At 66.2% G+C, this 22,207-nt stretch carries 22 protein-coding genes; 10 read left to right on the top strand and 12 right to left on the bottom strand.

From position 1 onward, the window contains the following. Nucleotide 1 precedes the first annotated feature (1 nt). From Q0743_RS10830 to Q0743_RS10810, 5 genes are all read right to left on the bottom strand, one after another. Nucleotides 2–454 carry a cupredoxin family protein gene (locus Q0743_RS10830; protein WP_298241516.1) on the bottom strand — a complete coding sequence of 151 codons (453 nt, stop codon included), beginning with the start codon at nt 452–454 and terminating at the stop codon, nt 2–4. A gap of 32 nt (nt 455–486) precedes the next feature. Further along, entirely contained in the window at nt 487–1,818 is a 1,332-nt protein-coding gene (locus tag Q0743_RS10825; protein WP_298241515.1) for a copper oxidase, read from the bottom strand. Nucleotides 1,819–1,831: 13 nt separating this feature from the next. After that, complete coding sequence (locus Q0743_RS10820; protein WP_298241514.1) at nt 1,832–3,259, bottom strand: TolC family protein; 1,428 nt, start codon at nt 3,257–3,259, stop codon at nt 1,832–1,834. 9 nt (nt 3,260–3,268) lie between these two features. Then, nucleotides 3,269–3,553, bottom strand: a complete 285-nt coding sequence (locus Q0743_RS10815; protein ID WP_298241513.1) for a hypothetical protein — start codon at nt 3,551–3,553, stop codon at nt 3,269–3,271. A gap of 73 nt (nt 3,554–3,626) precedes the next feature. Continuing rightward, the gene (locus Q0743_RS10810) at nt 3,627–4,046 is read right to left on the bottom strand and encodes a hypothetical protein (RefSeq protein WP_298241512.1); all 420 of its coding nucleotides are present in this window, start codon (nt 4,044–4,046) and stop codon (nt 3,627–3,629) included. 176 nt (nt 4,047–4,222) lie between these two features. Between Q0743_RS10810 and Q0743_RS10805 the strand changes: the two genes are divergently transcribed. After that, a complete protein-coding gene (locus tag Q0743_RS10805; protein WP_298241511.1) occupies nt 4,223–5,488 on the top strand; it encodes an MFS transporter in 1,266 nt (421 codons plus the stop codon). On the opposite strand, the gene Q0743_RS10800 is transcribed toward Q0743_RS10805, so the two are convergent. Both Q0743_RS10800 and Q0743_RS10795 read right to left on the bottom strand, forming a co-directional pair. Continuing rightward, entirely contained in the window at nt 5,485–5,892 is a 408-nt protein-coding gene (locus Q0743_RS10800; protein ID WP_298241510.1) for a DUF4864 domain-containing protein, read from the bottom strand. The genes Q0743_RS10805 and Q0743_RS10800 overlap by 4 nt on opposite strands. A 66-nt stretch (nt 5,893–5,958) precedes the next feature. Continuing rightward, the gene (locus tag Q0743_RS10795) at nt 5,959–6,624 is read right to left on the bottom strand and encodes a TetR/AcrR family transcriptional regulator (protein WP_298241509.1); all 666 of its coding nucleotides are present in this window, start codon (nt 6,622–6,624) and stop codon (nt 5,959–5,961) included. A 250-nt stretch (nt 6,625–6,874) separates the two neighbouring features. Here Q0743_RS10795 and Q0743_RS10790 point away from each other — a divergent pair, with 250 nt between their 5' ends. From Q0743_RS10790 to Q0743_RS10780, 3 genes are read left to right on the top strand one after another with little or no spacing between them, the layout of a single operon-like run. Then, the gene (locus tag Q0743_RS10790; RefSeq protein ID WP_298241508.1) at nt 6,875–7,372 is read left to right on the top strand and encodes a 2Fe-2S iron-sulfur cluster-binding protein; all 498 of its coding nucleotides are present in this window, start codon (nt 6,875–6,877) and stop codon (nt 7,370–7,372) included. After that, the gene (locus Q0743_RS10785) at nt 7,369–8,424 is read left to right on the top strand and encodes a xanthine dehydrogenase family protein subunit M (protein WP_298241507.1); all 1,056 of its coding nucleotides are present in this window, start codon (nt 7,369–7,371) and stop codon (nt 8,422–8,424) included. Before Q0743_RS10790 ends, Q0743_RS10785 begins: the two co-directional genes overlap by 4 nt. Further along, entirely contained in the window at nt 8,417–10,678 is a 2,262-nt protein-coding gene (locus Q0743_RS10780; RefSeq protein ID WP_298241506.1) for a xanthine dehydrogenase family protein molybdopterin-binding subunit, read from the top strand. The genes Q0743_RS10785 and Q0743_RS10780 overlap by 8 nt, the downstream gene beginning before the upstream one ends. 122 nt (nt 10,679–10,800) lie before the next feature. Here the strand turns inward: Q0743_RS10780 and Q0743_RS10775 are convergent, their stop codons facing one another. From Q0743_RS10775 to Q0743_RS10765, 3 genes are all read right to left on the bottom strand, one after another. Then, nucleotides 10,801–12,312, bottom strand: coding sequence for a lysozyme inhibitor LprI family protein (locus Q0743_RS10775; RefSeq protein ID WP_298241505.1), 1,512 nt, complete (start codon nt 12,310–12,312; stop codon nt 10,801–10,803). Nucleotides 12,313–12,418: 106 nt separating this feature from the next. Then, nucleotides 12,419–12,571 (bottom strand): hypothetical protein, encoded by a 153-nt coding sequence (locus Q0743_RS10770; RefSeq protein WP_174719170.1) that lies wholly within the window; start codon nt 12,569–12,571, stop codon nt 12,419–12,421. 186 nt (nt 12,572–12,757) lie between these two features. Continuing rightward, complete coding sequence (locus Q0743_RS10765) at nt 12,758–13,306, bottom strand: cupin domain-containing protein (RefSeq protein ID WP_298241504.1); 549 nt, start codon at nt 13,304–13,306, stop codon at nt 12,758–12,760. 149 nt (nt 13,307–13,455) lie between these two features. On the opposite strand from Q0743_RS10765, the gene Q0743_RS10760 reads away from it, so the two are divergent. Next, the gene (locus Q0743_RS10760; RefSeq protein ID WP_298241503.1) at nt 13,456–14,784 is read left to right on the top strand and encodes an aspartate aminotransferase family protein; all 1,329 of its coding nucleotides are present in this window, start codon (nt 13,456–13,458) and stop codon (nt 14,782–14,784) included. Nucleotides 14,785–14,855: 71 nt separating this feature from the next. Then, on the top strand, nt 14,856–16,121 hold the full coding sequence (locus Q0743_RS10755) for a D-amino acid dehydrogenase (protein ID WP_298241502.1): 1,266 nt from the start codon (nt 14,856–14,858) through the stop codon (nt 16,119–16,121). A 140-nt stretch (nt 16,122–16,261) separates the two neighbouring features. On the opposite strand, the gene Q0743_RS10750 is transcribed toward Q0743_RS10755, so the two are convergent. Further along, nucleotides 16,262–16,903, bottom strand: a complete 642-nt coding sequence (locus tag Q0743_RS10750) for a helix-turn-helix domain-containing protein (RefSeq protein WP_298241501.1) — start codon at nt 16,901–16,903, stop codon at nt 16,262–16,264. Between the two features lie 177 nt (nt 16,904–17,080). Between Q0743_RS10750 and Q0743_RS10745 the strand changes: the two genes are divergently transcribed. Genes Q0743_RS10745 through Q0743_RS10730 form a run of 4 tightly spaced genes read left to right on the top strand, consistent with a single transcriptional unit; the run spans nt 17,081 to nt 20,561 of the window. Continuing rightward, nucleotides 17,081–17,839, top strand: a complete 759-nt coding sequence (locus Q0743_RS10745; RefSeq protein ID WP_298241500.1) for an ABC transporter substrate-binding protein — start codon at nt 17,081–17,083, stop codon at nt 17,837–17,839. Nucleotides 17,840–17,883: 44 nt separating this feature from the next. Further along, nucleotides 17,884–18,537 carry an amino acid ABC transporter permease gene (locus Q0743_RS10740; protein WP_298241499.1) on the top strand — a complete coding sequence of 218 codons (654 nt, stop codon included), beginning with the start codon at nt 17,884–17,886 and terminating at the stop codon, nt 18,535–18,537. Next, on the top strand, nt 18,534–19,265 hold the full coding sequence (locus tag Q0743_RS10735; RefSeq protein WP_298241498.1) for an amino acid ABC transporter ATP-binding protein: 732 nt from the start codon (nt 18,534–18,536) through the stop codon (nt 19,263–19,265). The genes Q0743_RS10740 and Q0743_RS10735 overlap by 4 nt, the downstream gene beginning before the upstream one ends. Nucleotides 19,266–19,277: 12 nt before the next feature. Continuing rightward, entirely contained in the window at nt 19,278–20,561 is a 1,284-nt protein-coding gene (locus tag Q0743_RS10730; protein ID WP_298241497.1) for an FAD-binding oxidoreductase, read from the top strand. Nucleotides 20,562–20,563: 2 nt separating this feature from the next. Here Q0743_RS10730 and Q0743_RS10725 read toward each other — a convergent pair whose 3' ends face one another. After that, nucleotides 20,564–22,153: a gamma-glutamyltransferase family protein gene (locus tag Q0743_RS10725; RefSeq protein WP_298241496.1), complete on the bottom strand. Its 1,590-nt coding sequence runs from the start codon at nt 22,151–22,153 to the stop codon at nt 20,564–20,566. Nucleotides 22,154–22,207: the final 54 nt, after the last annotated feature.

Here is a 22,207-nt window from a genome sequence, read left to right as displayed (position 1 = left end):
TTCATTTCACGGTGACGTGGCCGACCATGCCGTTCTCGCGGTGGTCGGGAATGAGGCACGAGTACTCGAACGTGCCGGCCTTGCTGAACTTCCAGAGGATCTCAGCCGTCCTGCTCGGGGCGAGCCTGACACCGTTGGGGTCGTCATGCTCCATATGCGGATGCTTTCTCATCTCCACGGCATGGGTGAGATTTTCCTTCGTCGTCGCGAGCAGGAATTCGTGGTCCTCCTTGCCGACATTGCGCAGCACGAAGCGGATCTGCTCGCCGCGCTTGACCTCGATCTTCGCCGGCGCGTAGTCCATCTCGTTGAGCAGGATCTCGATCGTGCGCGCGGGCTTGCTGGGATCGCCGGGCTCGCCGGCCGAAAAGCTCCCGTGAGCGTGCTTGTCGTGCGCCAGCGCCGGCGCGAGCGACAGCGTCGCCAGCGCGAGGCCGAGTTTGATCGTCTTCATCGTCATCTCCAGTTGGTGGTTCATCGAAACGCTCACATCTTCATCCTGTGCATTGGCTTGCCCGGCTCCCGCACCGGTGCCGCATCGGGCGTCTCGACCTCGTAGGCGACGGTGCCTTGCGGGAATTTGTAGGGGCCGGGATCGCGATAGTCGTCGCGGGCGAGGTCCTCGCGGATCTTCATCACGGTGAACATGCCGCCCATCTCGATCGGGCCGAACTGGCCGGTGCCCGTCATCATCGGCAGCGTGTTGTCGGGCGCGGGCATCTCCATGTTGCCCATCGCCATGCCGGTCGAGCCCATCGCCATGCTGTCAGGCGCAAGCTTGCCGACGGCCCTGGCGAGGTCCTTGCGCGACACGCCGATCAGGTTGCGCACGTCGTGCCCCATCGCATTCATGGTGTGATGCGATTTGTGGCAGTGGAACGCCCAATCGCCGGGATTGTCGGCGAGCACGTCGAACACCCTGACGGCGCCGACCGGCACGTCGGTCGTCGTCTCCGGATATTGCGCGCTCTCCGGAATCCAGCCGCCGTCGGTGCAGGTCACCGCAAAACTGTGGCCGTGCAGATGGATCGGATGGTTGGTCATGCTGAGATTGCCGATGCGCACGCGCACCTTGTCGCCGAGCCGCACGGCCAGGGGATCGATGCCGGGAAACACCCGCGCATTCCAGGTCCACATGTTGAAGTCGGTCATCTCGTTGACATGCGGCAGGTAGGTGCCGGGATCGACACGATAGGTGCTCATCACGAAGACGAAGTCGCGGTCGACGGGCCGGAAGGCGGGATCGCGCGGATGCACGACGACCATGCCCATCATGCCCATCGCCATCTGCACCATCTCGTCGGAGTGCGGATGGTACATGAAGGTCCCGCTCTTCCTCATCTCGAACTCGTAGACGAAGGTCTTGCCGGGCTGGATGTGCGGCTGGGTCAGGCCGCCGACGCCGTCCATGCCGCTCGGGATGATCATGCCGTGCCAGTGCACGGTGGTGTATTCGGGCAGGCGGTTGGTGACGAAGACGCGGACCTTGTCGCCTTCGACGGCCTCGATCGTCGGCCCCGGGGACTGGCCGTTATAGCCCCACAGATTCACCTTCATTCCTTCCGCGAACTCGCGCACCACGGGCTCGGCGACGAGGTGGAATTCCTTCCAGTCGCCGTTCATGCGGAACGGCAGCGACCAACCGTTCAGCGTCACGACGGGGCGATAGTCGGGGCCGCCAACGGGATGCAGCGGCGGCTGCATCACCACCTTGTCCATGTGCGGGGCTTCCGGAATCGACGCAGCCTGCACGCGGCCGCTGATGGCCGACGCACCGGCGAGCGCGGCGCTCCCCAAAAATCCTCGGCGGGAAAACATGTTGGCCTCCATCTCAGTGGCCGCCGCCATCGGCAGGCGTTGCCGCGGCGATGGTGGTTGGATTGTCGCCGCCGGAAGCAGGCGCGCCGCCGCCGTTGACGGCGGTCTGCAAGTCGGACTGGGCGAGGAAGAACCTTTGCCTCGCATCGATCGCGCCGCGCAGCGAGGCCAGGCGCTGCCGCGCCTCGGTGAGCAGCGCGAAGATGTCGACCTGCATGCTGGAGAAGCGCAGCTGCATCTCCTCGGTGATGATCTTGCGCAAGGGGATGATCTCGCGCTGATAGTGGCTCGCGATATCGTAGGTGGATCGGTACGTGCGGTAGGCATCGCGCGCCTCGGAGCGCACATTGACGGCGCGCTCGGTCAGGCGGTTGAAGGCGAGATTGTAGGTCTCGGCGGCCTGCCGCACCCGGACCTCGCCGCCGTCGAAGATCGGGATCTGGAACTGGACGTCGAAGCCGCGTTCGCGGAATGGGGCTCCTTCCGGATCCCTGGTGCGGCGGGCGATGCCGGCGAGATCGAGCAGGGTCACGAAGCGCGTTGCCTCCGTGAGGTTCAGCGATTTCGCCAGCGCGGTCAGCTCCAGCCGCGCGATCTGCAGGTCGATGCGATGGGCCACGGCGTCGGCCTCGATCGAGGGCAGGGCCTGCGGCCGGCGCGGCAGGGCGGGAAGCTGGTTGGGCAGACGGAAATCGAGACCGCCGTCCCACAGCCCCATCAGGCGCGCGAGCCTTTCGCGCGCGCTCGCCATGGTCTGCCGTGCAGTGGCGAGATCGGCGGTGGTCTCGGCGTAAAACACCTGCTCGCGGGCCTGGTCGAGCTTGTTGATCGAACCGGTCTCGCCGAGCTTGACGGCGAGCTGTGCGGTCGATTCCGCCGTCGCCTTCGCGTCCGTCAGCAGCGCCACCATCTCGTTGCTCGAGACGGCGCGCACATAGGCGCGGCGGACCTCCGCTGCGAGCCGCAAGGTCGCCAACGCCGCGCGCAGCTGGGCTCCGCGGAAGCGTTCGCGGGCGATGTCGGAGCGGAACGGCAGGGTGGCGAGCGCCAGGATGTCGCCGACCACCTGGCGCTCGATCTCGCTGGCGCCATTGCCCGAGATTCGCGAGATCGAGAACACGGGATTCGGCGGCAGGCTCTGCTCGACCAGATCGGTCTCGGCCAGCGCCAGCTCGTTATAGGCGGCTTGCAGCCCCTTGTTGTTGAGCAGTGCGATCTGCACGGCAGCGTCCATGCTGAGCGTTCGTCCCAGCAACTGGCGCACGCGTGCGTCAACCGCGCCGGCGCCGTCCGCCGTCCGCACGAAGGCGACGTCCTTGTTGATGGTCTGGCTCGTCAGTTCGGAGACCCCGCTCATGCCACTGTCGGGCGAGAACGCGGCGCAGCCGGAGACGCTGAGCGCGGTGAGGACGAGCAGGCCTCGCGCAAGATGGCGTGTCATGGCGCGCTCCTACTGGTCTTGCTTCGGCCGCGGCGCGACGGCGTCGTTGCGGTCGCGCCATGGTGCCGGCGTCGCGGGCCGCAGGCTGCTGTAGGGCGCGATGGTCGAGTGGTAGCCGACCGGCGCGACCTTCGCCGCGGGATCTGCGGGATCAGCGGCCGCGACTTGTGTGGTCGCGGGCATGCAGCCGGATAACGCCAGCGCGAGTGCGGCCAGCAACGGCCAATGGAATCGACAGTGTCGTCCGCGCACCGCGGATGCGGCGGCGAATTTCGCCCCGGAAAGCGTCAGCATTGTTCATCCCTGATCTCAAGACCACAGGTTCGCGCGCGCAGAAGCGCGCACGGCCCGAAATCGTCGTGTCAGATCAGGCGATGGGAGGGCGGTAGTGCAGGGGCGCGGCCGCGCTGTGCAGGCTGGCCACGAGCTCGGGCGCGCAGGTGGATGTCGGCTGGACGGGCGTCGCGACAACAGGCAGATCGGCGGGCAACGCGCTGACGCACATCATCGCACAGCACGGGCCCACTGCTCCCTTGCCGCCATGATGATGCGGTGCGGGTGCGTCCTGTGCCGCGGTCTGGTGATGCGCATGCGGTCCGGCGTGATCATGCGAGATCCCGCCATGAACATGGTCGGCCGACATCTGGTGATGCGCCGCTGCGCGTTCGGAGATGAGCGTGTCATCGAGACACGGCGCTGGACCTGTGCCCCATGCGAGGCTCGCCGCCGGCGCGAGCACACAGAACAGATAGGCGAGGGCGATGATCCGCCCCACCCTGATCCGCATCGATCGCGTCAATCGCAGCAACATTTCCGCCGACATGCTCTTCGCGCGGCCATGGCGCACACGCTGATTGCAAACTAATGGCAAATCGCGCGATCGCCAAGCTCCTTCTTACCGCAGTGCACCGCGCATGCCCAATATCGCGCCACAATGCTTGACCGTGCGACGATCCGCGGGCCATGGTCCGGCCCGTGCACGCGCCGAAACATCCAGGACAAACACCCGCTGCCTTCACCCCTGATTCGCGTCAGGCCTGGGTGCGGCTGGTGCTTGCGCTCGTGATCGGCTCGATCGGCGCCGTCGGCATGTGGGCGGTCGTGGTCGTGATTCCCATCGTGCAGGCCGAGTTCGGTGCCACGCGCGGCGCGGTGTCGCTGGCCTTCACGCTGATGATGTTCGGCTTCGGGCTGGGCGGCGTGATCGCGGGCAAGATCACCGACCGGTTCGGCATCGTCGCCGCGATGGCGATCAGCATCGCGTTCCTCGGCGTTGCCAATGTGCTGGCGGGGCTATCGACCCAGCTCTGGCAGTTCGTCGCGGCGTATTTCCTGATCGGCCTCGGCACGTCGGCAACCTTCGCGCCGCTGATGGCGGAAGCCTCGCACTGGTTCGAGCGTTATCGCGGCCTTGCGGTGACCATCGTCGCCAGCGGCAATTACGTGGCGGGGACGATGTGGCCGCCGATCGTGAGCTGGGGCACCGAGACGATCGGCTGGCGCTACACCCATGTCGGCATCGGCATCGTCTGCGCCAGCACGATGGCGGTTCTGGTCCTCGTGCTGCGCGCGCAGATGGGCGACGACCATGTTCGCGATCATGCCAATGCGCCGCCGCCGCGCGTCGATCTCAAGCTGTCGACCAACACGCTGACGGCGCTGCTCTCGATCGCCAGCATCTCCTGCTGTGTCGCCATGGCGATGCCGCAGGTGCATATCGTCGCCTATTGCGGCGATCTCGGCTATGGCGTGGCGCGCGGCGCTGAGATGCTGTCCTTGATGATGGCCTGCGGCATCGTCAGCCGGATCGGTTCCGGCTATCTCGCCGACAAGATCGGCGGCATCCGCACGCTGCTGGTGGGATCGCTGGCGCAGGGCTTTGCGCTGGTGTTCTATTTGTTCTTCGACAGCCTCACCTCGCTCTATCTGATCTCCGCGATGTTCGGCCTGTTCCAGGGCGGCATCGTGCCGAGCTACGCCATCATCGTGCGCGAGGCGATGCCGGCGAGTGAAGCCGCAACGCGCGTCGGCATCGTGATCTTCGCCTCGGTGTTCGGCATGTCCTTCGGCGGCTGGGTGTCGGGCTTGATCTTCGACGCCACCGGCTCCTACGGCGCGGCGTTCGCGAACGGCGTCGCCTGGAACGCGCTCAATATCAGCATCGTCGTGCTGCTCCTGATCCGCTCGCGGATGAGCTCGGTCAAGACTGGGCCGGGCTTTGCGACCTAGACCGACTGTCCCGCCTTCAACAGCGAACAGCCGGTGATCTTGTAGCTGCCGTCGGCCTGCTGCTCGAGCGTGTAGAGGGCTTCCCATGCTTCACCATTGGCATCGATGATGTGGACTCGCTGCGCGATCCAGCCGCCCTCGACCCTGCTCTCGCCGAACTCGAAGCTCTTGTGGCGGTAGACCGGCGGGTAGCCCTTTTGCACCATGGCCATGAAGATGTCGGGCGCGGGAAAGATCTCCCTGATCGCCGGAGCGGCATGGGAGTAGGCGGCGCTCGCATCGCCGCGGACGAAGGCCTGCTCCTGGGCGACGATGACCTCCCGAGCCGCGGCAACACTGTCGGCGAGCGCTGCGGTGGAGCTGAAGACAAGGCTGATGGCGACGAGCAAGGCGGCAATGCGCATGACAGGCTCCGCGTTGAAATCCCGGCGATGCTGATCCTAGCATGACCTCAGGGAAATACGGGCGGGCTATCGCTTCCGTTTCACTGCGGGTTTCACCGGCCTGGCGGCGGGAGCCTTGGCGGTGGCTGCCCTCGTAACATCAACCTTGGCCTTGCTCGGCGGCTGCACGCGCAAGCCGTCCACGAACACGTCGAGCATGCGCAGCACCGAAGACTGCCAGCCCGGCTGGTCGTGCATGTAGCACATCCCGATCAAGGCCCTGAGCAGGTCTTCCGGGCTGATATCGCCGCGCATCTGGCCGGCTGCGACCGCGCGGTCGAGCAGCGAGCCGATCGCCTTGGTCAGCCGGTCCATCGAGAACGCCGCGAGGTCCGACGAGCTCTGGAACGTCAGCGCCAGCGCGGCCGACATGCCCTTTTTTGTGGCCACGAATTCGACGGCTGACTGCAGCCAGCGCCGCAGTGCCTCCACCGGGTCCTTGGCGGTCTTCAAATGTTCGGCCAGCTCGCTGAGCTGCTCGACCTCGCGCCGGTACACGGCCTCGAACAGATCCTCGCGCGTGGGGAAATGCCGATAGAGCGTGCCGATGCCGACGCCGGCGCGCTTGGCGACGGCCTCGAGGCTTGCCTCCGGGCCGCCGGCATTGAACACGGCCTTCGCGGCCTCGAGCACGCGCTCGCGGTTGCGCACGGCGTCGGCTCGGGGCTTTCGGATTGGGTCGGTGTGGTCCATGTCGGACAATGTAGATCACGAATTGGTTAGATTGAACCCTCGTTGAACCATGCAGGGGTGCATCGCGTTGGTGGCGCACGGGCTTTTGACGAATTCCAAATATTTTCGAGCGGGCCTTGTTAAGCGGAGGGTGCCTCCGTATCTTCGCTTGGCTATCGGCCGGCTTCCGCCCGGCTGACGCATATCGACGGCGGCCACGGCGGTGGCGCGCCGAACGATGAGCCATGTCCATTTCTGATCGGAGCCTTGTATGAACCACTCCATCAGCCTCACCGTGAACGGTGCGCGGCGCGACTTCGTCCTCGACGATCCGCGCGTCACGCTGCTCGATCTCCTGCGTGAGCGCCTCCATCTCACCGGAACCAAGAAGGGATGCGACCGCGGCCAGTGCGGCGCCTGCACCATTCTGGTCGACGGCAAGCGCATCAACTCCTGCCTCGCACTCGCCATCAGCCATGACGGGGCCGACATCCTCACCATCGAGGGCGTCGCGCGCGGCGACCAGCTGCATCCCGTGCAGGCGGCCTTCATCGCCCATGACGGCTTCCAGTGCGGCTTCTGCACGCCCGGCCAGATCATGAGCGCGATCGGCATGATGCAGGAAGCGCAGGCCGGCAACGATCCCGAGCGCATCCGTGAATGCATGAGCGGCAATCTCTGCCGCTGCGGCGCCTATGCCGGCATCGTCGATGCCGTGCTCGATGCGCAAGGACAGATGGACGAAACCAGCCAGAGGCACTCGGCATGAAGCAGTTCGACTATGTCAGGCCCGCGACTGTCGCCGAGGCTGTCGCCGCTGCTGCCCAGCCGGGTGCGGTGTATCTTGCCGCCGGCACCAATCTGCTCGATCTCATGAAAGGCGGCGTCAGCCGGCCGGATCGTCTGGTCGACGTCACCCATCTCGACGGGCTCGACCGGATCGAGACCCTTGCCGACGGATCGCTGCGCATCGGCGCGCTGGTGAGCAATGCCGATCTCGCGCATGACGCAAACTTCGCAAAGTCCTATCCCGCCGTCGCCGAAGCGTTGCTGTCAGGCGCATCCGCGCAACTGCGCAATGCGGCAACGGTCGGCGGCAATCTCCTGCAAAGGACGCGCTGCGCATATTTCTATGATCCGGCCAGCCGCTGCAACAAACGCGAAGCCGGCAGTGGCTGTGATGCCAAAGACGGCGAGAATCGCGGCCATGCCGTGCTCGGCTGGAGCGAGAGCTGCATCGCCACGCATCCCTCCGACTTCTGCGTGCCCCTGGTCGCGCTCGATGCCATCGTCGAGATCGAGGGCAAAGGCGGCCGTCGCGAGATCGCGCTCGACGAGCTGCATCGCCTGCCCGGCGATTCGCCCGACCGTGAATCGGCGCTCAAAGCCGGCGATCTCATCGTCGCGGTGCGCCTGCCGCCCGCGGCGCGTGGTTTCGCGACGCATGCGCGCTACCTCAAGGTTCGTGACCGTACCTCCTACGCCTTCGCCGTGGTGTCCGCCGCGGCCGCGTTGCGGATCGAGAACGGCAAGGTCGCGGAGGCGCGGATCGCGCTCGGCGGTGTCGCCGCAAAGCCCTGGCGCGCCCGTGCCGCGGAGGACGTGCTGAGGGGTGTCGCGCCGACGGCGGATGCGTTCCAGGAAGCCGCCTGGCGCGCGCTCACCGACGCAAAGCCGTCTGGCGACAACGCCTTCAAGATCGAGCTGGCGCGCCGCATCGTCGTGCGCGCGCTGACCCTTGCCGCCGCCGGCACACCCGCGCGCCTGCCGGCGCTGCCGGCCTCTCCCTTTGCCTCGACATCAGGAGCCATTCATGCCTGAGCTCAATCTCACCGGTGCCCCCGCCCATATCAGGCACGGCTCGAACATCGGTCAACCGCTGACCCGCCGTGACGGCGTCCTCAAGGTCACGGGGCAGGCGACCTATGCCGCCGACAATCACCCGCCCGGCATGTTGTTTGCGGTGATCGCCGTTTCCAGCATCGCGCATGGCCGCGTGGTCTCGCTCGACGTCGCCGCCGCAAAACGCCATCCCGGCGTCGTCGATGTCATGACGCCCGACCACAAGCCGCAGCTCGCGATCGATCCTGAGATCAAGACCAATCCGTTCGTGTTCCGGATGGAAGCGCTGCAGAGCAACGAGGTCCGCTACGCCAACCAGCCCATCGCGGTCGTGATTGCGGACACGCTGGAAGCCGCGACGGAAGGTGCGGTGCTGCTGGCGCCGCGCTACGAGACGCTGCCGCCGCTGGTTGGGCTCGACGCCGGCGCGAGCTTCGTGCCCCCCGTCGTCGGCGTCGGCAATCCCACCGAAAATCACCTCGGCGATGTCGAGGCGGGCCTTGCCTCGGCCGACAAGCAGATCGACGCGACTTACGAGACGCCGCCGCAATATCACAATGCGATGGAGCCGCACGCGATCGTGGTTCAATGGGATGGCGACAGGCTGTCGGTGGACATGCCGACCCAGGGTCTGGTGCTTTCGCTTGCGCGCATTGCCGAACTGTTCGGTATTGCACACGACAAGATCCACATCCGCAGCCCCTTCCTCGGCGGCGGCTTCGGCTCGAAGGGGCTCATGGGCGGTCCGCCGGTTCTCGGCATCATGGCGGCGAAGCTGGTCGGCAGGCCGATCAAGCTGGTGCTGCGCCGAGAGCAGATGTATGGCCCGGTCGGGCATCGCGCGCCGACGCGCCAGCGTCTGCGCATCGGCGCCGACGGCGAGGGACGTCTGACCGCGCTCGATCATCATGCGCGCACGGTATCGAGCACGTTCGACGATTTCTACGAGCCCGCCGCCGATGCCTCGCACACGCTCTATGCGGCACCCGCAATCCGCACCTCGCATGACGCCGTGCGCGTCAACACCGGCACGCCGCTGTTCATGCGCGCGCCCGGCGAGGCCACGGGATCGATCGCGCTGGAAAGCGCGATCGACGAGATGGCGTGGGCCTGCGGCATGGATCCGCTCGCCTTCCGCCTGAAGAACTATGCCGAGGTCGAACCGATCACGGGAAAACCGTTTTCCTCGAAAGCGCTGCGTGCTTGTTACGATCAGGGCGCGGCGCGTTTCGGCTGGGCGAAGCGCTCGCTCCAGCCCAGACAGATGCGCGATGACGCCGGACTTCTGGTCGGCTGGGGGATGGGCACCGCGACGTTCCCCGCGCTGATGTTTCAGGCGGAGGCACGCGCGGCGATCCGGCGCGACGGTTCAGGCGTGATGGAGATCGGCGCGCACGACATGGGGCAGGGCGCCTGGACGGCGCTGGCGCAGATCGCGGCCGATGCCGTCGGCCTCGATATCGACCGCGTCACGTTCAAGGCCGGCACGTCAGACCTGCCCGACGCCGGCATCGCCGGCGGCTCCGCGCATACGGCAACGGCCGGTGCTGCGATCCACAGCGCCGGCGCGGCCGTGATCGCAAAGCTCGCCGACCTCGCCACCGGGGACGAGCGCTCGCCGCTGTTCGGCGCTGGCAATGCCGGTGTGATCGCACGCGACGGCCGGCTGATCCGCCGTGACGACGAGAGCCGCGGCGAGAGCTACGCCGAGATCCTCGCGCGCGCGGGCGTCGCCGAGGTCGAGGCCCGCGGCACCGGCGCGCCGAACCCGGCGGCGATGGAGGAATATGCCATGCATGCCCATGGCGCGGTGTTCGCGGAGGTGAAGGTCGATCCCGAGCTCGGCCAGATCCGTGTCAGCCGCATGGTCGGAGCGTTTGCCGCGGGGCGTATCGTCAATCCGCATCTGGTGAAGAGCCAGCTGTTCGGCGGCATGATCTGGGGCATGTCCTTTGCGCTGCACGAGCAGGCCATCACCGATCGCCGCAGCGGGCGGATCATGAACGCTGACCTCGGCGAGTACCACGTCCCCGTGAATGCCGACGTGCCGCCACTCGACGTGATCACGGTCGAGGAGCATGACCCGCACGTCAACGCGCTCGGCATCAAGGGCGTCGGCGAGATCGGCATCACCGGCAGTGCCGGCGCGGTGGCCAACGCGGTCTGGCACGCGACCGGCGTGCGTGTCCGCAGATTTCCGATCCGGATCGAGGATTTGCTGACGCAGTCTTGAAAGACCGCTCAAGCATGATGGTGTGAGGCTTAATCGCCGCGACGAAGGCGGTCCGCTCCCTCTCCCGCTTGCGGGAGAGGTGAACGACGCGCGGCACGAATTCAGCCCGGCGGCATTTCGCTCTAGCGGATCGAACCGGAGAAATTGTCGATGTCGGGCGAGGCGCGCGCCGGAAACAGCCGGGCGGTCGAGGAGTTGTCGAGCCTTCGCCTGCACTTCGCCTCGTCGTCGGTGTCCTTGCCATTGCGCTTCTGCGCGAACATCTCGTCGAGACGGTTGACGACCAGCATGGCGTGGTCGCGCTCCAGCGTGTCCGGGTTCTTGCGCCGTTCGTCGGCGCGGAAGGAGCCGCCGGCCATCTTGCCTGTTATCTCGTAGTCGCAGCCGGCCTTCCAGTCGCCCTGATCCCATTTCCAGCCCTGCGTCGTCAGCCGGCCATCCTTGTCGATCGTGATCTTGAGGATCGCGTTGTAGGCGAGCCAGATGCCGGCGAGGCCGGTGCGCTTGTCGTCGAAGCCTTCAAGCAGTGCGATCCGCTCGCGCTGGAGCGCATCGACGTGATCCCGCCCGTTGGCGGTGGCGTGCATGTCCGAGCTGCGCTTTTCCCAGGCCGGATGCAGAAACTCGGGGAATTGCATGGTCTGCGCCTGCACCCAGTTGCGCTGGTCCTCCGTCAGCGCGCGCCGTGTCGCATCGTCGAGCCGTGGCAGCAGCGCCTTCCAGGCGCGGTTCAATCGCTGGTCGTTCTCGGCGAGATCGGGGTCCGAGCAGATCTCCTCGTCCGTGGCCGTCACCGGACGCACACAATCGAAGGTCGGCGCGACAAACGAGATCTCGGTCTTGTCGGCGTCGCCGGAGGTACTGCTCGCGAAATAGGTGCCGGTGATCTGCCACAGATAGTCGCAATCATCGCCCGCCTCGGTCGTATCGTCGCCGTCGATCATGACGACGCGAAGGGTCTCGCCCTGGCGACGGAGCTTGATCGCCGGGAGTTTCGCCGGCTTGGTGTCTTGCTGGCTGGCCGGTGGTGCGGCGTTCGGCAGTCGGATCGACCCGCTCGACCAGCTGCCGGCCTTCGTCACGGTCGTGCTCAGCTTGCATTGCCGATGCCTGTCACTGCCGTAATAGGCCCTCATGTCGATCGTCAACTGCCGCACGCCGTTCGCATCCGGCGAGAGGGTGAGGCTTCCGAACGCGTTGACCCATCTGCCGGAGAACCCGCTGCGGCCGAAGCCGCCGGCGATCTCGTCGAGCGCGGTCTGGCGCTGGCGCAGCGTCGCGACAAAGTTGTCGCGCAGCTCGGCTTCGTCGACCTCCTGCACGGTGCCGGCGGCCTGGGTGATCATCTCGTTGAACCAGGCCTCGTCGCGCTTGAGCAGAGGCCGGATGTTGGCGGGCGCCCTGGCGAGTGCCGCATCGAAGGATTTGTCGATCGCGGCGACGAGCTTGTCGTAGCCCCTTTCCTGGCAGGCGGCGGGCTTGATCGCAGGACCGTTGCCGTTGGCCTCGCCGCATAGCGTGATTGCGGTCGGCGCGCTGCTGGCGGCGCGGAGGTAATCGTCCATGGCTTGGCAGGTGGCGGGGGCGAGCAGGGCCGTCGCGGTGACGAGCGCGAGGCGAAACGGGGCGAACATTGGCGGCCCTTGGCTGGAGCGGGATCGTGCCTGTCCGTTGGTCGTCCGCGGCGTCAGCCAGGTTCAGGACGGCTCGGGGATGTCGACGACCGCCGCGCCGATCCGATCAATGCAGCTTCCTGCGGAGAGCCTTGACCGCTTCTCTCTGCATCTCGATGTATTCGGCGATAGCCTTGCGCAGCTCGCGCGAATGGAGCTTGTCGGCGTCGCGCAAGGCTTCGTCGAGCACGGCTTCCGCATTGGCAAGAGTGATCTTCATGCGCTGGCTCCCGTTACGAAGCGGCCCCGGCGTACCTAGGAGACCGGGGCTATAACCTCAGCACCTCTAAGCCAGGCTGCTCGGCTACGTTTCGCAATATATAGCGGTCGCGCGCGCGGAAATTGAGATGGCTCAACCACCGTAAGATACCGGTGCTCGTACGATTGCAGATGGGCCGATCGCGCCTCAGAACGTCGGCGGCGTGCAGGCCGAGATCACCTCGCACGCCTTGCCGCCGACGCAGCGGAAGCGATGCGGGCGACGGCTCTCGAAATAATAGGCATCGCCGGGGTTGAGGATGCGGCGCTCGTCCTCGACGGTGACCTCGAGCTTGCCCGAGATCACGATACCGCCTTCCTCGCCCTCATGGACGAGATGGACGCGGCCGGTGTCGCTGCCGGGCTCGTAGCGCTCTTTCAGGATCTGCAGGCTGCGGCCGAACAGATTGTCGCCGATTTGCCGATAGGAGATCGGCTTTTTGCCGACCTCGGTCAGCTCCTCGGCACGATAGAAGATCTTGCGCCTCGACTCAGGTTCCAGCGCGAAGAACTCGGCGAGCCCCATCGGAATGCCGTCGAGGATGCGCTTGAGCGCGCCGACGGAAGGGTTCATCTGGTTGGATTCGATCAGCGAGATCGTCGAATTGGTGACCCCGGCGCGCTTGGCCAGCTCGCGCTGCGACAGCTTGTGGCGCGCCCGGATGAATCGCAGCCGTCCACCGATGTCGACGCTCATAGCCCGGATCCCGTGTTGCAGGTGTTGCGGATCGCACAAATATGGACCGGCAGCCCCAGACAAATCAATGGGTTGCGGCTGAGCAGAAAAGGACTTGTTGCGCATTCCAAGCCGTGGCTCAGCTATGGGGTCAGCAAAGGAGCGCGGCCGTGACCCTTCATCAGATTCCGAACACTATCAAGACCGACTCGTTCTGGATGCCGTTCACGGCCAACCGGCAGTTCAAGAAGGCGCCGCGCCTGTTCTCCTCGGCCGAGGGCATGCATTACACCACTGTCGACGGCCGCAAGGTGATCGACGGCTCCGCCGGCCTCTGGTGCGTCAATGCCGGCCACGGCCGCAAGCAGATTGCCGCCGCCGTCGAGCGCCAGCTGATGACGCTGGATTTCGCGCCCTCGTTCCAGATGGGCCATCCGCTCGCCTTCGACTTTGCCGAGCGCCTCGCCGAGATCGCGCCAAAGGGCCTCGACCGCATCTTCTTCACCAATTCCGGCTCCGAGTCGGTCGATACCGCGCTGAAGATCGCGCTCGCCTATCACCGCGCCACCGGCCAGGCCAGCCGCACCCGGCTGATCGGCCGTGAGCGTGGCTATCACGGCGTCGGCTTCGGCGGCACCTCGGTCGGCGGCATGGTCGCCAACCGCCGCGCCTTCACCACCCTGCTGCCCGGCGTCGACCACATCCGCCACACCCACGACCTCACCCGCAACGCCTTCGCCAAGGACCAGCCCGAGCATGGCGCCGAGCTCGCCGACGATCTCGAGCGTCTGGTCGCGCTGCACGGCGCCGAGACCATCGCGGCCGTCATCGTCGAGCCGGTGCCGGGTTCGACCGCGGTTCTGCCGCCGCCGAAGGGCTATCTGCAGCGGCTGCGCGAGATCTGCGACAAGCACGGCATCCTCCTGATCTTCGACGAGGTCATCACCGGCTTCGGCCGCCTCGGCACGCCGTTCGCCGCCAATTTCTTCGGCGTCACGCCAGACCTGATGACGACGGCCAAGGGCATCACCAACGGCACCATCCCCTGCGGCGCGGTGTTCGCGAGCCGCAAGGTGCACGACGGCATGATGGTCGGCCCGGAGAACATGATGGAGCTGTTCCACGGCTACACCTATTCGGCCCATCCGACCGCCTGCGCCGCCGGTATCGCCACGCTCGACATCTACAAGGACGAAGGCCTGCTCACGCGCGGTGCCTCGATCGCCGAATATTGGCGCGATGCGCTGCATTCGCTCAAGGGCCTGCCGAACGTGGTCGATATCCGCAATTGCGGCTTGATGGGCGCGGTCGAGCTGGCGCCGCGCGACGGCGCCGTCGGCGCGCGCGGCTATGACGTCATGGTCGACTGCTTCAACACCGGCCTTTACCTGCGCATGAGCGGCGACAGCTTCGCGATGTCGCCTCCGCTCATCGTCGAGAAGAGCCATATCGACCAGATGGTCTCGATCCTCGGCGACGCCATCAAGAAGGTGGCCTGATAATTGCTCTCGCCGCCAGCGAGTTGGTCCTTGCAGCGGCGGAGAGTGATGCCGCGGGAGTTTGACGAAGCGTGAAAGTCCTGATCCTCGGCAGTGGTGTCATCGGTGTCACCTCTGCCTACTACCTCGCCCGTGCCGGCCACGACGTGACGGTCGTCGACCGTCAGCCCGAGCCGGCGCTCGAGACCTCTTTTGCCAACGCCGGCGAAGTCTCGCCCGGCTATTCCTCGCCCTGGGCCGGCCCCGGCGTGCCGGTGAAGGCGGTCAAGTGGCTGTTGATGAAGCACGGTCCGCTCGTGGTGCGGCCGAAGCTCGATCCTGTCATGTGGGTCTGGCTGCTCAAGATGCTGCGCAACTGCACCACCGCGCGCTACGCGGTCAACAAGAGCCGGATGATCCCGATCGCGGAGTATAGCCGCGATTCCTTGCGCGATCTGCGCCGCGACATCGGCATCCAGTATGACGAGCGCGCGCAAGGCACGCTGCAGCTGTTTCGCTACCAGGCGCAGCTCGACGGCACCGGCGAAGACATCGCCGTGCTCAAGCAATATGGCGTGCCGTTCGAGGTGCTGAGCCGCGAGGGCTGCATCGCGGTCGAGCCGGCGCTATCAAGCGTGAAAGACAAGTTCGTCGGCGGGCTTCGCCTGCCGCAGGACGAGACCGGCGACTGCCACATGTTCACGCAGGCGCTGGCCAAGCATGCGCAGGCGCTCGGCGTGCGCTTCATGTTCAACACCTCGATCGACCGCATCGTCACGGAGGGCGCGCGTGTCAGTGGCGTCGCCACCAGCGCCGGGATGCTGCAGGCGGATTCTTACGTGCTCGCGCTCGGCAGCTATTCGTCGCGGCTCGCGGCCCCGCTCGGCATTTCGTTGCCGGTCTATCCGGTGAAGGGCTATTCGATCACGGTGCCGATCAAGGACGCGTCCGGCGCGCCGGAATCCACCGTGATGGACGAGAGCTACAAGGTCGCGATCACGCGCCTCGGCAATCGCATCCGCGTCGGCGGCACCGCGGAAATCTCCGGCTATTCGGACAAGCTCTACGATGCACGCCGCGCTACGCTCGATCATTCGCTGACCGACCTGTTCCCGCGCGGCGGCGACCTGTCCAAGGCGACGTTCTGGAGCGGCCTGCGTCCGATGACGCCGGACGGCCCGCCCGTGATCGGCCCGACGCAATACGCGAATCTCCACCTCAACACCGGCCACGGCACCCTCGGCTGGACCATGTCCTGCGGCTCGGGACGCCTGCTCGCGGACCTGCTGTCCGGCAAGAAGCCGGACATCGACGTCAGCGCGCTGACGGTGGACCGGTATAATCACCGGTTCGGGTGAGACTCTCTCAGCTCGTCATTGCGAGCGCAGCGAAGCAATCCAGGGTCTTTCTGCGGAGGCAGTCTGGATTGCTTCGCTGCGCTCGCAATGACGTTGCGGAGCCGGTGCACCCTTCATCTATCGCTGGGACGGAGGCAAGCTCACGCCCCCGTCACACAATTCACCCACAGCACCACCGCCTTCGCGTCCTGCGCCGGGTTGGAAAACCGGTGCGGCCTGCGGCTCGCGAAGCGAAAGCTGTCGCCGGTCTTCAGCGACCAGGTCTCGCTGTCCACCGTCAGCATCATCTCGCCGTCGAGCACGAGGCCGGCTTCTTCGCCGTCATGGGTGTAGAGCTCGTCGCCGGTGGAGCCGCCGGGCTCCAGATGCACCAGGAACAGGTTGAGCTTGTTGTCGGCGCTGGCCGGGCTCAGCAATTGCTTGGACACGCCGGTGCGCCACAGTTTCAATTCCGGCCGCTGTAGCCCGCGCGTGACGACTTGATCCGACGCGCCATCGGCGCTCGGGCTTGCGCCGAACAACGCGGCGATGCCGACGCCGAGCACGTCGGCCAGCGTCGCCAGCACGCGCAGCGAGGGCGAGGACAGGCCGCGCTCGATCTGGCTGAGGAAGCCGATCGACAGATCCGTGCGCGCCGCGACCGTCTCCAGCGAGAATTGCCTGACGCGCCGGAGATCCCGGATGCGGCGCCCGACCGCGACGTCCATCGCGGGCTCTGCCCGCTTGGTGACGGCTTTGGACTTCGCTCGCTTCGCCGGCTTGCTTGCCGCCGGTTTGCGCATTCTTTTGCCACCGCTCACGTCAAACCGCTTCCTTCATGTGCATGAAAACCGCTTGCATCGTCCGCGAAAGTGTGACCAAATTTTCATATTGGTGAAAATAGGCCGAAACGGCGCGGCCCGCAACGTCTGATCACGACAGCGCGGCGCCGACATCGGCCAGACCCAAAGGGGGATGCGATGAAGCGTATTGTTCGGGCCGCTATGGCGGCACTCGCGATTGCAGCGGTGACGCCGGCCTCGGCGCAACAGGTGCTGAAGGTGGGCTCGACGCCGACGGGCATTCCCTTCACCTTCCTCGACACCAAGACCAACACCATCCAGGGCATCATGGTCGATCTCATCACCGAGGTCGGCAAGGATGCCGGCTTCAACGTGCAGATCGAACCGATGCAATTCTCGGCACTGATCCCCTCGCTGACCTCGAGCAAGATCGACATCATTGCCGCCGCGATGTTCATCACGGCGCCGCGCAAGGAGGTCGTCGACTTCTCCGACCCGATCTACACCTATGGCGAGGGCCTCGTCGTGCCGAAGGCCGACACCAAGGCCTATGCCACACAGGACGATTTGAAGGGTGAGACCGTCGGCGCCCAGGTCGGCACCGCCTTCGTCGACGCGCTGAAGAAGTCCGGCCTGTTCGCCGACGTCAAGGCCTACGACACCATTCCGGACATCCTGCGCGATGTGAACACCGGCCGTCTCAAGGCCGGCTATGCCGACTATCCGATCCTGGCCTACAATCTGAAGCAGGGCGGCTTTCCCGAGGTGCGTCTCGTCGATGGCTACAAGCCCGTTACCGTCGGCTCGGTCGGCATCGGCGTGCGCAAGGGCGAGGCCGCACTGCTCAGCAAGATCAACGCCTCGCTGACCAAGCTGAAGGCCAACGGCACCATCGACAAGATCCTCGATAAATGGGGCCTGAAGGCTCAGGGCTGATCGAGAGAAGCTGATCGAAGAAGTGTTTCGATGAAGGCTTGCCGATGAAAGGCTTCTGGCACGACGCTGCCGAGTTCTTCCCGATCCTGATGAACGGCGTCGCGCTGACGATCGTCGTCACCATCGGCTCGCTGCTGCTCTCGACGGTGCTCGGCCTGATCTGGGCGATGATGCGGGTCTCCGGCATCAGGGCGCTGTCGATGATCAGCGCCAGCCTGATCAACGTGATCCGCGGCATCCCGATCATCGTCCTCTTGTTCTACCTCTACTTCGTGATGCCTGATCTCGGCGTCACGCTGTCGGCACTGCAGGCCGCCATCCTCGGGCTCGGCATTGCCTATTCGGCCTATCAGGCGGAAAATTTCCGCGCCGGCATCGAGGCGATCGACAAGGGCCAGATCGAGGCCGCGCAGTCGATCGGCATGGGCTGGTGGCTGACCATGCGCCGCGTGGTGCTGCCGCAGGCGGTGCGCATCGTGCTGCCGCCTTACGGCAACGTCATGATCATGATGTTGAAGGATTCCTCGCAGGCCTCCACGATCACGGTCGCCGAGCTCGCGCTGCAGGGCAAGCTGATCGCGTCCTCGACCTTCAAGAACACCAACGTGTTCACGTTGGTGGCGCTGATGTATCTCACCATGAGCATCCCGCTGATCCTGCTGGTCCGTCACTTCGAGAAGCGGGCGGGCAAGAAATGATCGAGCTCAGCGACGTCCACAAGAGCTTTGGCCAAAACGAGGTGCTCAAGGGCATCACGGCCTCCGTCGAGAAGGGCGAGGTGGTCTGCATCGTCGGTCCCTCCGGCTCGGGCAAATCCACCATCCTGCGCTGTATCAACGGGCTCGAAAGCTACGACCGCGGCGAGATCAGCATCGAAGGCCTCAAGGTCGACCGCGACACGCCGTCGATCGTGAACATTCGCACTCAGGTCTCGATGGTGTTCCAGCGCTTCAACCTGTTCCCACACCGCACCGCGCTGGAGAACGTGATCGAAGGACCGCTCTATGTGAAGAAGGAGCCGCGTGCCCAGGCGTTGGAGCGCGGCCGTGCGCTGCTCGCCCAGGTCGGGCTCGCCGAGAAGGCCGACGCGCATCCGCCACAGCTCTCCGGCGGCCAGCAGCAGCGCGTCGCCATCGCGCGGGCGCTGGCGATGCAGCCCAAGGCGATCCTGTTCGACGAGCCGACCTCGGCGCTCGATCCCGAGCTCGTCGGCGACGTCCTCGGCGTGATGCGCAAACTCGCCGACGACGGCATGACCATGGTCGTCGTCACCCACGAAATGGGCTTTGCCCGCGACGTCGCCGACCGCGTGCTCTTCATCGACGGCGGCGTCATCGTCGAGCAGGGTCCGGCCAAGGCGCTGCTCAACCAACCCCAGCATCCGCGCACGCAGGACTTTCTACGCCGCGTGCTGCATCCGCTCTGACCGGTCTTCGCCATGACGCGCCTGCCACTGCCGCCCTCGCTCTACGCCGACACCGCCGTCGCGCCGGTCGAGACGCCGCCGCTCGACGTCGACAAGAATGTCTCCGTCGCCATCGTCGGCGGCGGCTACACCGGCCTCTCCACCGCGCTGCATCTGGCGGAGCAGGGCGTCGAGGCGCTGGTGCTGGAGGCGCAGGAGCCGGGCTGGGGCGCGTCGGGCAACAATGGCGGCCACACCAATCCCGGCCTGAAGCACGACCCTGATCAGATCGAGGCGGATTTCGGCGCTGAGCTCGGCCGCCGCATGATCGACTTCGCCTACGGCACCACTGACTTCACGCATGAGCTGATCCGTCGCTACCAGATCCCCTGCGAGGCGCGGCAGAACGGCACGCTGCGTGCGGCGTACAACGAGGCCAGCGCCGCCGCGATCGAGAAGACCGCGCAGCAATGCATCCGCCGCGGCATGCCGGTGTCCTATCTGAACCGCGAGCAGTTGCGCGAGATGACCGGCAGCGATCGCTATATCGGCGCCATGCTGGACGCGCGCGGCGGCGATCTGCATCCTCTCAGCTACGCCCGCGGCCTTGCGCGCGCCGCGATCTCGGCGGGCGCGAAGGTGCATGGCGAGACGCCGGCGCTGTCGCTGCGCCGCGACGGCAATCGCTGGCGTATCGAGACCTCGCGCGCGGTGGTGCATGCCGACAAGGTCCTGCTCGCCACCAACGGCTTTACCGACGATCTCTGGCCGGCGCTCCGCCGCACCATCGTGCCGGTGTTCTCCTCGATCGCCGCCACCGCGCCGCTCTCGGATGCCGTTGCGCGTTCGATCATGCCGACGCGTCCGGTGCTCTACGAGAGCGGCCACATCACCGTCTATTACCGCATCGATCAGCAGAATCGCTTGTTGATGGGCGGCCGCGGCCCGATGCGCTGGATCAAGTCGCCGCACGACGTCGCCTATCTCATGAGGTATGCCGAGCGGCTATGGCCGCAGCTTAGGGGCGTTGCCTGGACGCACGGCTGGAACAGCCGGCTCGCCATCACCGCGGATCATTACCCGCATCTCCATGAGCCCGCCGAGGGCATCCTGATCTCGCTCGGCTGCAACGGCCGCGGTGTCGCGCTCGCGACCGCGATGGGCGCGCAGCTCGCTCGACGGATGATCGGCGGCGCCAAGGCCGAGATCGACATGCCCGTGACCGGCATCAAGCCGATCCCGATGCATGCGTTCTGGCCGGTGGGCGTGACGACCGCCGTGGTCGCGGGCCGCGTGCGCGACCGGCTCGGAATGTAGCTTCAGCCTTCCGCCACCGCATCCGCCCAGGGCTGGAAGATCTCGACCGCGCCGGAATTGACGTCGCCCTCGCGCATCACCACGCTCGGGCAGGCGAATTTCTGCGGCAGGGCTTGCACGCGGCTCTCTTCATAGTCGAAGCGCGTGGCCAGCGCCTTGCGCACGTCCGCCGGCAGGCGGGCGTCACCGATCACCACTGCGCCCTCGCTGGCGTCGATGCGCGGCTGGTGGATGGCGGCGTCGAGGTCCATGCCGTAATCCATCGCGAAGGAAACGAGCTGCATCACCGACGGCAGGATGCGGCGTCCGCCGGAGGCGCCGACGGCGAGTCGCCTGCCGTCCTTGGTCTCGGCGATCACAGGCGTGTAGTTGCAAAGGCAGCGCTTGCCCGACGCCAGCGAGTTGGTGGTGCCCGGCGTCGGGTCGAACCACATGATGCCGTTGTTCATGGTGATGCCGGTGTGCGGCGTCACGTAGCGCGAGCCGAACGACGAGAGCAGCGTCTGCGTCACGGCGGCGATGTTGCCGTGACGGTCGACCACCGAGAAATGCGTGGTGCAGGCGGGCGCCAGATATTCGGCGCCGAGCGAGCGCTTGCCGTCGGCATCGCCCATGTCCTTGAGCCGCTCGCGGAAGGCTGCCTGCAAGGCGAGTGCATATTCGACATAGGCGCCGGCATCCGGCGCGCCCGTGGGCGTCAGGCTCTGCTGCAACAGGCGCAGCGCATGCGCCATCGTCGGTCCCGCCGTGAGCTCCGGCGTCGCATACACCTTGCCCTCGCGATAGGGGATCGCCAGCGGCGCGCGCAGATGGGCGCGGAAGGCGGCGAGGTCCTCGACCGACAGCGAGCCGCCGTCGGCCTTGATGTCGGAGGCGATGCTCCTGGCGAGATCGCCCTGGTAGAAATCGCGGGGGCCAGCCTCGGCGAGATGCGAGAGCGTCGCCTTCAGGGTGTCCTGCGGCAGCCGCGTCTCGGCCTTGACGCCCCAGGGCGGGGTCGGCGGCAGGCCGTCCTTCAGGTAGGCGGCCGCGCTTGCCGGATAGCGCCGGAGATCGGCGGCCGAGCCGGAGATCGTCACCGTGGTCCACCAATCGACCAGCAGGCCTTCGCCGGCGAGCACGGCAGATGGTGCCACCAGATCCTTCCACGGCATTCTTGCGTAGCGGCGATGCGCCTCTTCCATGCCGGCGACGACGCCGGGAACGGCAATCGAGCCGGGGCCATGGACGTTGCGGTCGTCCTTCACGCGCGGCCAGGGAAACAGGTCGGAGGCGGCGCCGGCGCCGCTGAGCGGATAGTCCGCAGGGCGCAGGCTCTGCGGCGCGCACATGCCGTAGTCGATCACCTCGGTGCGATTTTCCTTCGCGCGGTAAAGCACCATCGCACCGCCGCCGCCGATACCGCTATTCCAGGGCTCCAGCACGTTCAGGGCAAACGTGGTCGCGACGATCGCGTCGACGCAGTCGCCACCCGCGGCCAGCACCTGCGCCCCGATCTCAGCCGCCCGTCGCGATTGCGAGGCGACGATGCCGCCCTTGGACGTGACGGCGGGTTTGCGGACGGTTTGGTTGAGGCTGAACTGATGAGGCATGATGTCGTCTTGATCTCTGGATTCAGTTGCGTCGTTGCAACCGAGGTTGAAGCG

Source organism: uncultured Bradyrhizobium sp. (assembly GCF_936943645.1).
In the GTDB taxonomy this organism is placed as follows: Bacteria; Pseudomonadota; Alphaproteobacteria; order Rhizobiales; family Xanthobacteraceae; genus Bradyrhizobium.
Note: the sequence above shows the minus strand (reverse complement) of the source record. Positions and strands in the feature narration are given on the sequence as shown.

Excerpts from the sequence above, each read along its gene's own strand:
- Q0743_RS10830 (WP_298241516.1), bottom strand. The coding sequence starts at position 454 with ATGAAGACGATCAAACTCGGCCTCGCGCTGGCGACGCTGTCGCTCGCG.
- Q0743_RS10825 (WP_298241515.1), bottom strand. The coding sequence starts at position 1,818 with ATGTTTTCCCGCCGAGGATTTTTGGGGAGCGCCGCGCTCGCCGGTGCG.
- Q0743_RS10820 (WP_298241514.1), bottom strand. The coding sequence starts at position 3,259 with ATGACACGCCATCTTGCGCGAGGCCTGCTCGTCCTCACCGCGCTCAGC.
- Q0743_RS10815 (WP_298241513.1), bottom strand. The coding sequence starts at position 3,553 with ATGCTGACGCTTTCCGGGGCGAAATTCGCCGCCGCATCCGCGGTGCGC.
- Q0743_RS10810 (WP_298241512.1), bottom strand. The coding sequence starts at position 4,046 with ATGCGGATCAGGGTGGGGCGGATCATCGCCCTCGCCTATCTGTTCTGT.
- Q0743_RS10805 (WP_298241511.1), top strand. The coding sequence starts at position 4,223 with ATGGTCCGGCCCGTGCACGCGCCGAAACATCCAGGACAAACACCCGCT.
- Q0743_RS10800 (WP_298241510.1), bottom strand. The coding sequence starts at position 5,892 with ATGCGCATTGCCGCCTTGCTCGTCGCCATCAGCCTTGTCTTCAGCTCC.
- Q0743_RS10795 (WP_298241509.1), bottom strand. The coding sequence starts at position 6,624 with ATGGACCACACCGACCCAATCCGAAAGCCCCGAGCCGACGCCGTGCGC.
- Q0743_RS10790 (WP_298241508.1), top strand. The coding sequence starts at position 6,875 with ATGAACCACTCCATCAGCCTCACCGTGAACGGTGCGCGGCGCGACTTC.
- Q0743_RS10785 (WP_298241507.1), top strand. The coding sequence starts at position 7,369 with ATGAAGCAGTTCGACTATGTCAGGCCCGCGACTGTCGCCGAGGCTGTC.
- Q0743_RS10780 (WP_298241506.1), top strand. The coding sequence starts at position 8,417 with ATGCCTGAGCTCAATCTCACCGGTGCCCCCGCCCATATCAGGCACGGC.
- Q0743_RS10775 (WP_298241505.1), bottom strand. The coding sequence starts at position 12,312 with ATGTTCGCCCCGTTTCGCCTCGCGCTCGTCACCGCGACGGCCCTGCTC.
- Q0743_RS10770 (WP_174719170.1), bottom strand. The coding sequence starts at position 12,571 with ATGAAGATCACTCTTGCCAATGCGGAAGCCGTGCTCGACGAAGCCTTG.
- Q0743_RS10765 (WP_298241504.1), bottom strand. The coding sequence starts at position 13,306 with ATGAGCGTCGACATCGGTGGACGGCTGCGATTCATCCGGGCGCGCCAC.
- Q0743_RS10750 (WP_298241501.1), bottom strand. The coding sequence starts at position 16,903 with ATGCGCAAACCGGCGGCAAGCAAGCCGGCGAAGCGAGCGAAGTCCAAA.
- Q0743_RS10745 (WP_298241500.1), top strand. The coding sequence starts at position 17,081 with ATGAAGCGTATTGTTCGGGCCGCTATGGCGGCACTCGCGATTGCAGCG.
- Q0743_RS10740 (WP_298241499.1), top strand. The coding sequence starts at position 17,884 with ATGAAAGGCTTCTGGCACGACGCTGCCGAGTTCTTCCCGATCCTGATG.
- Q0743_RS10735 (WP_298241498.1), top strand. The coding sequence starts at position 18,534 with ATGATCGAGCTCAGCGACGTCCACAAGAGCTTTGGCCAAAACGAGGTG.
- Q0743_RS10730 (WP_298241497.1), top strand. The coding sequence starts at position 19,278 with ATGACGCGCCTGCCACTGCCGCCCTCGCTCTACGCCGACACCGCCGTC.
- Q0743_RS10725 (WP_298241496.1), bottom strand. The coding sequence starts at position 22,153 with ATGCCTCATCAGTTCAGCCTCAACCAAACCGTCCGCAAACCCGCCGTC.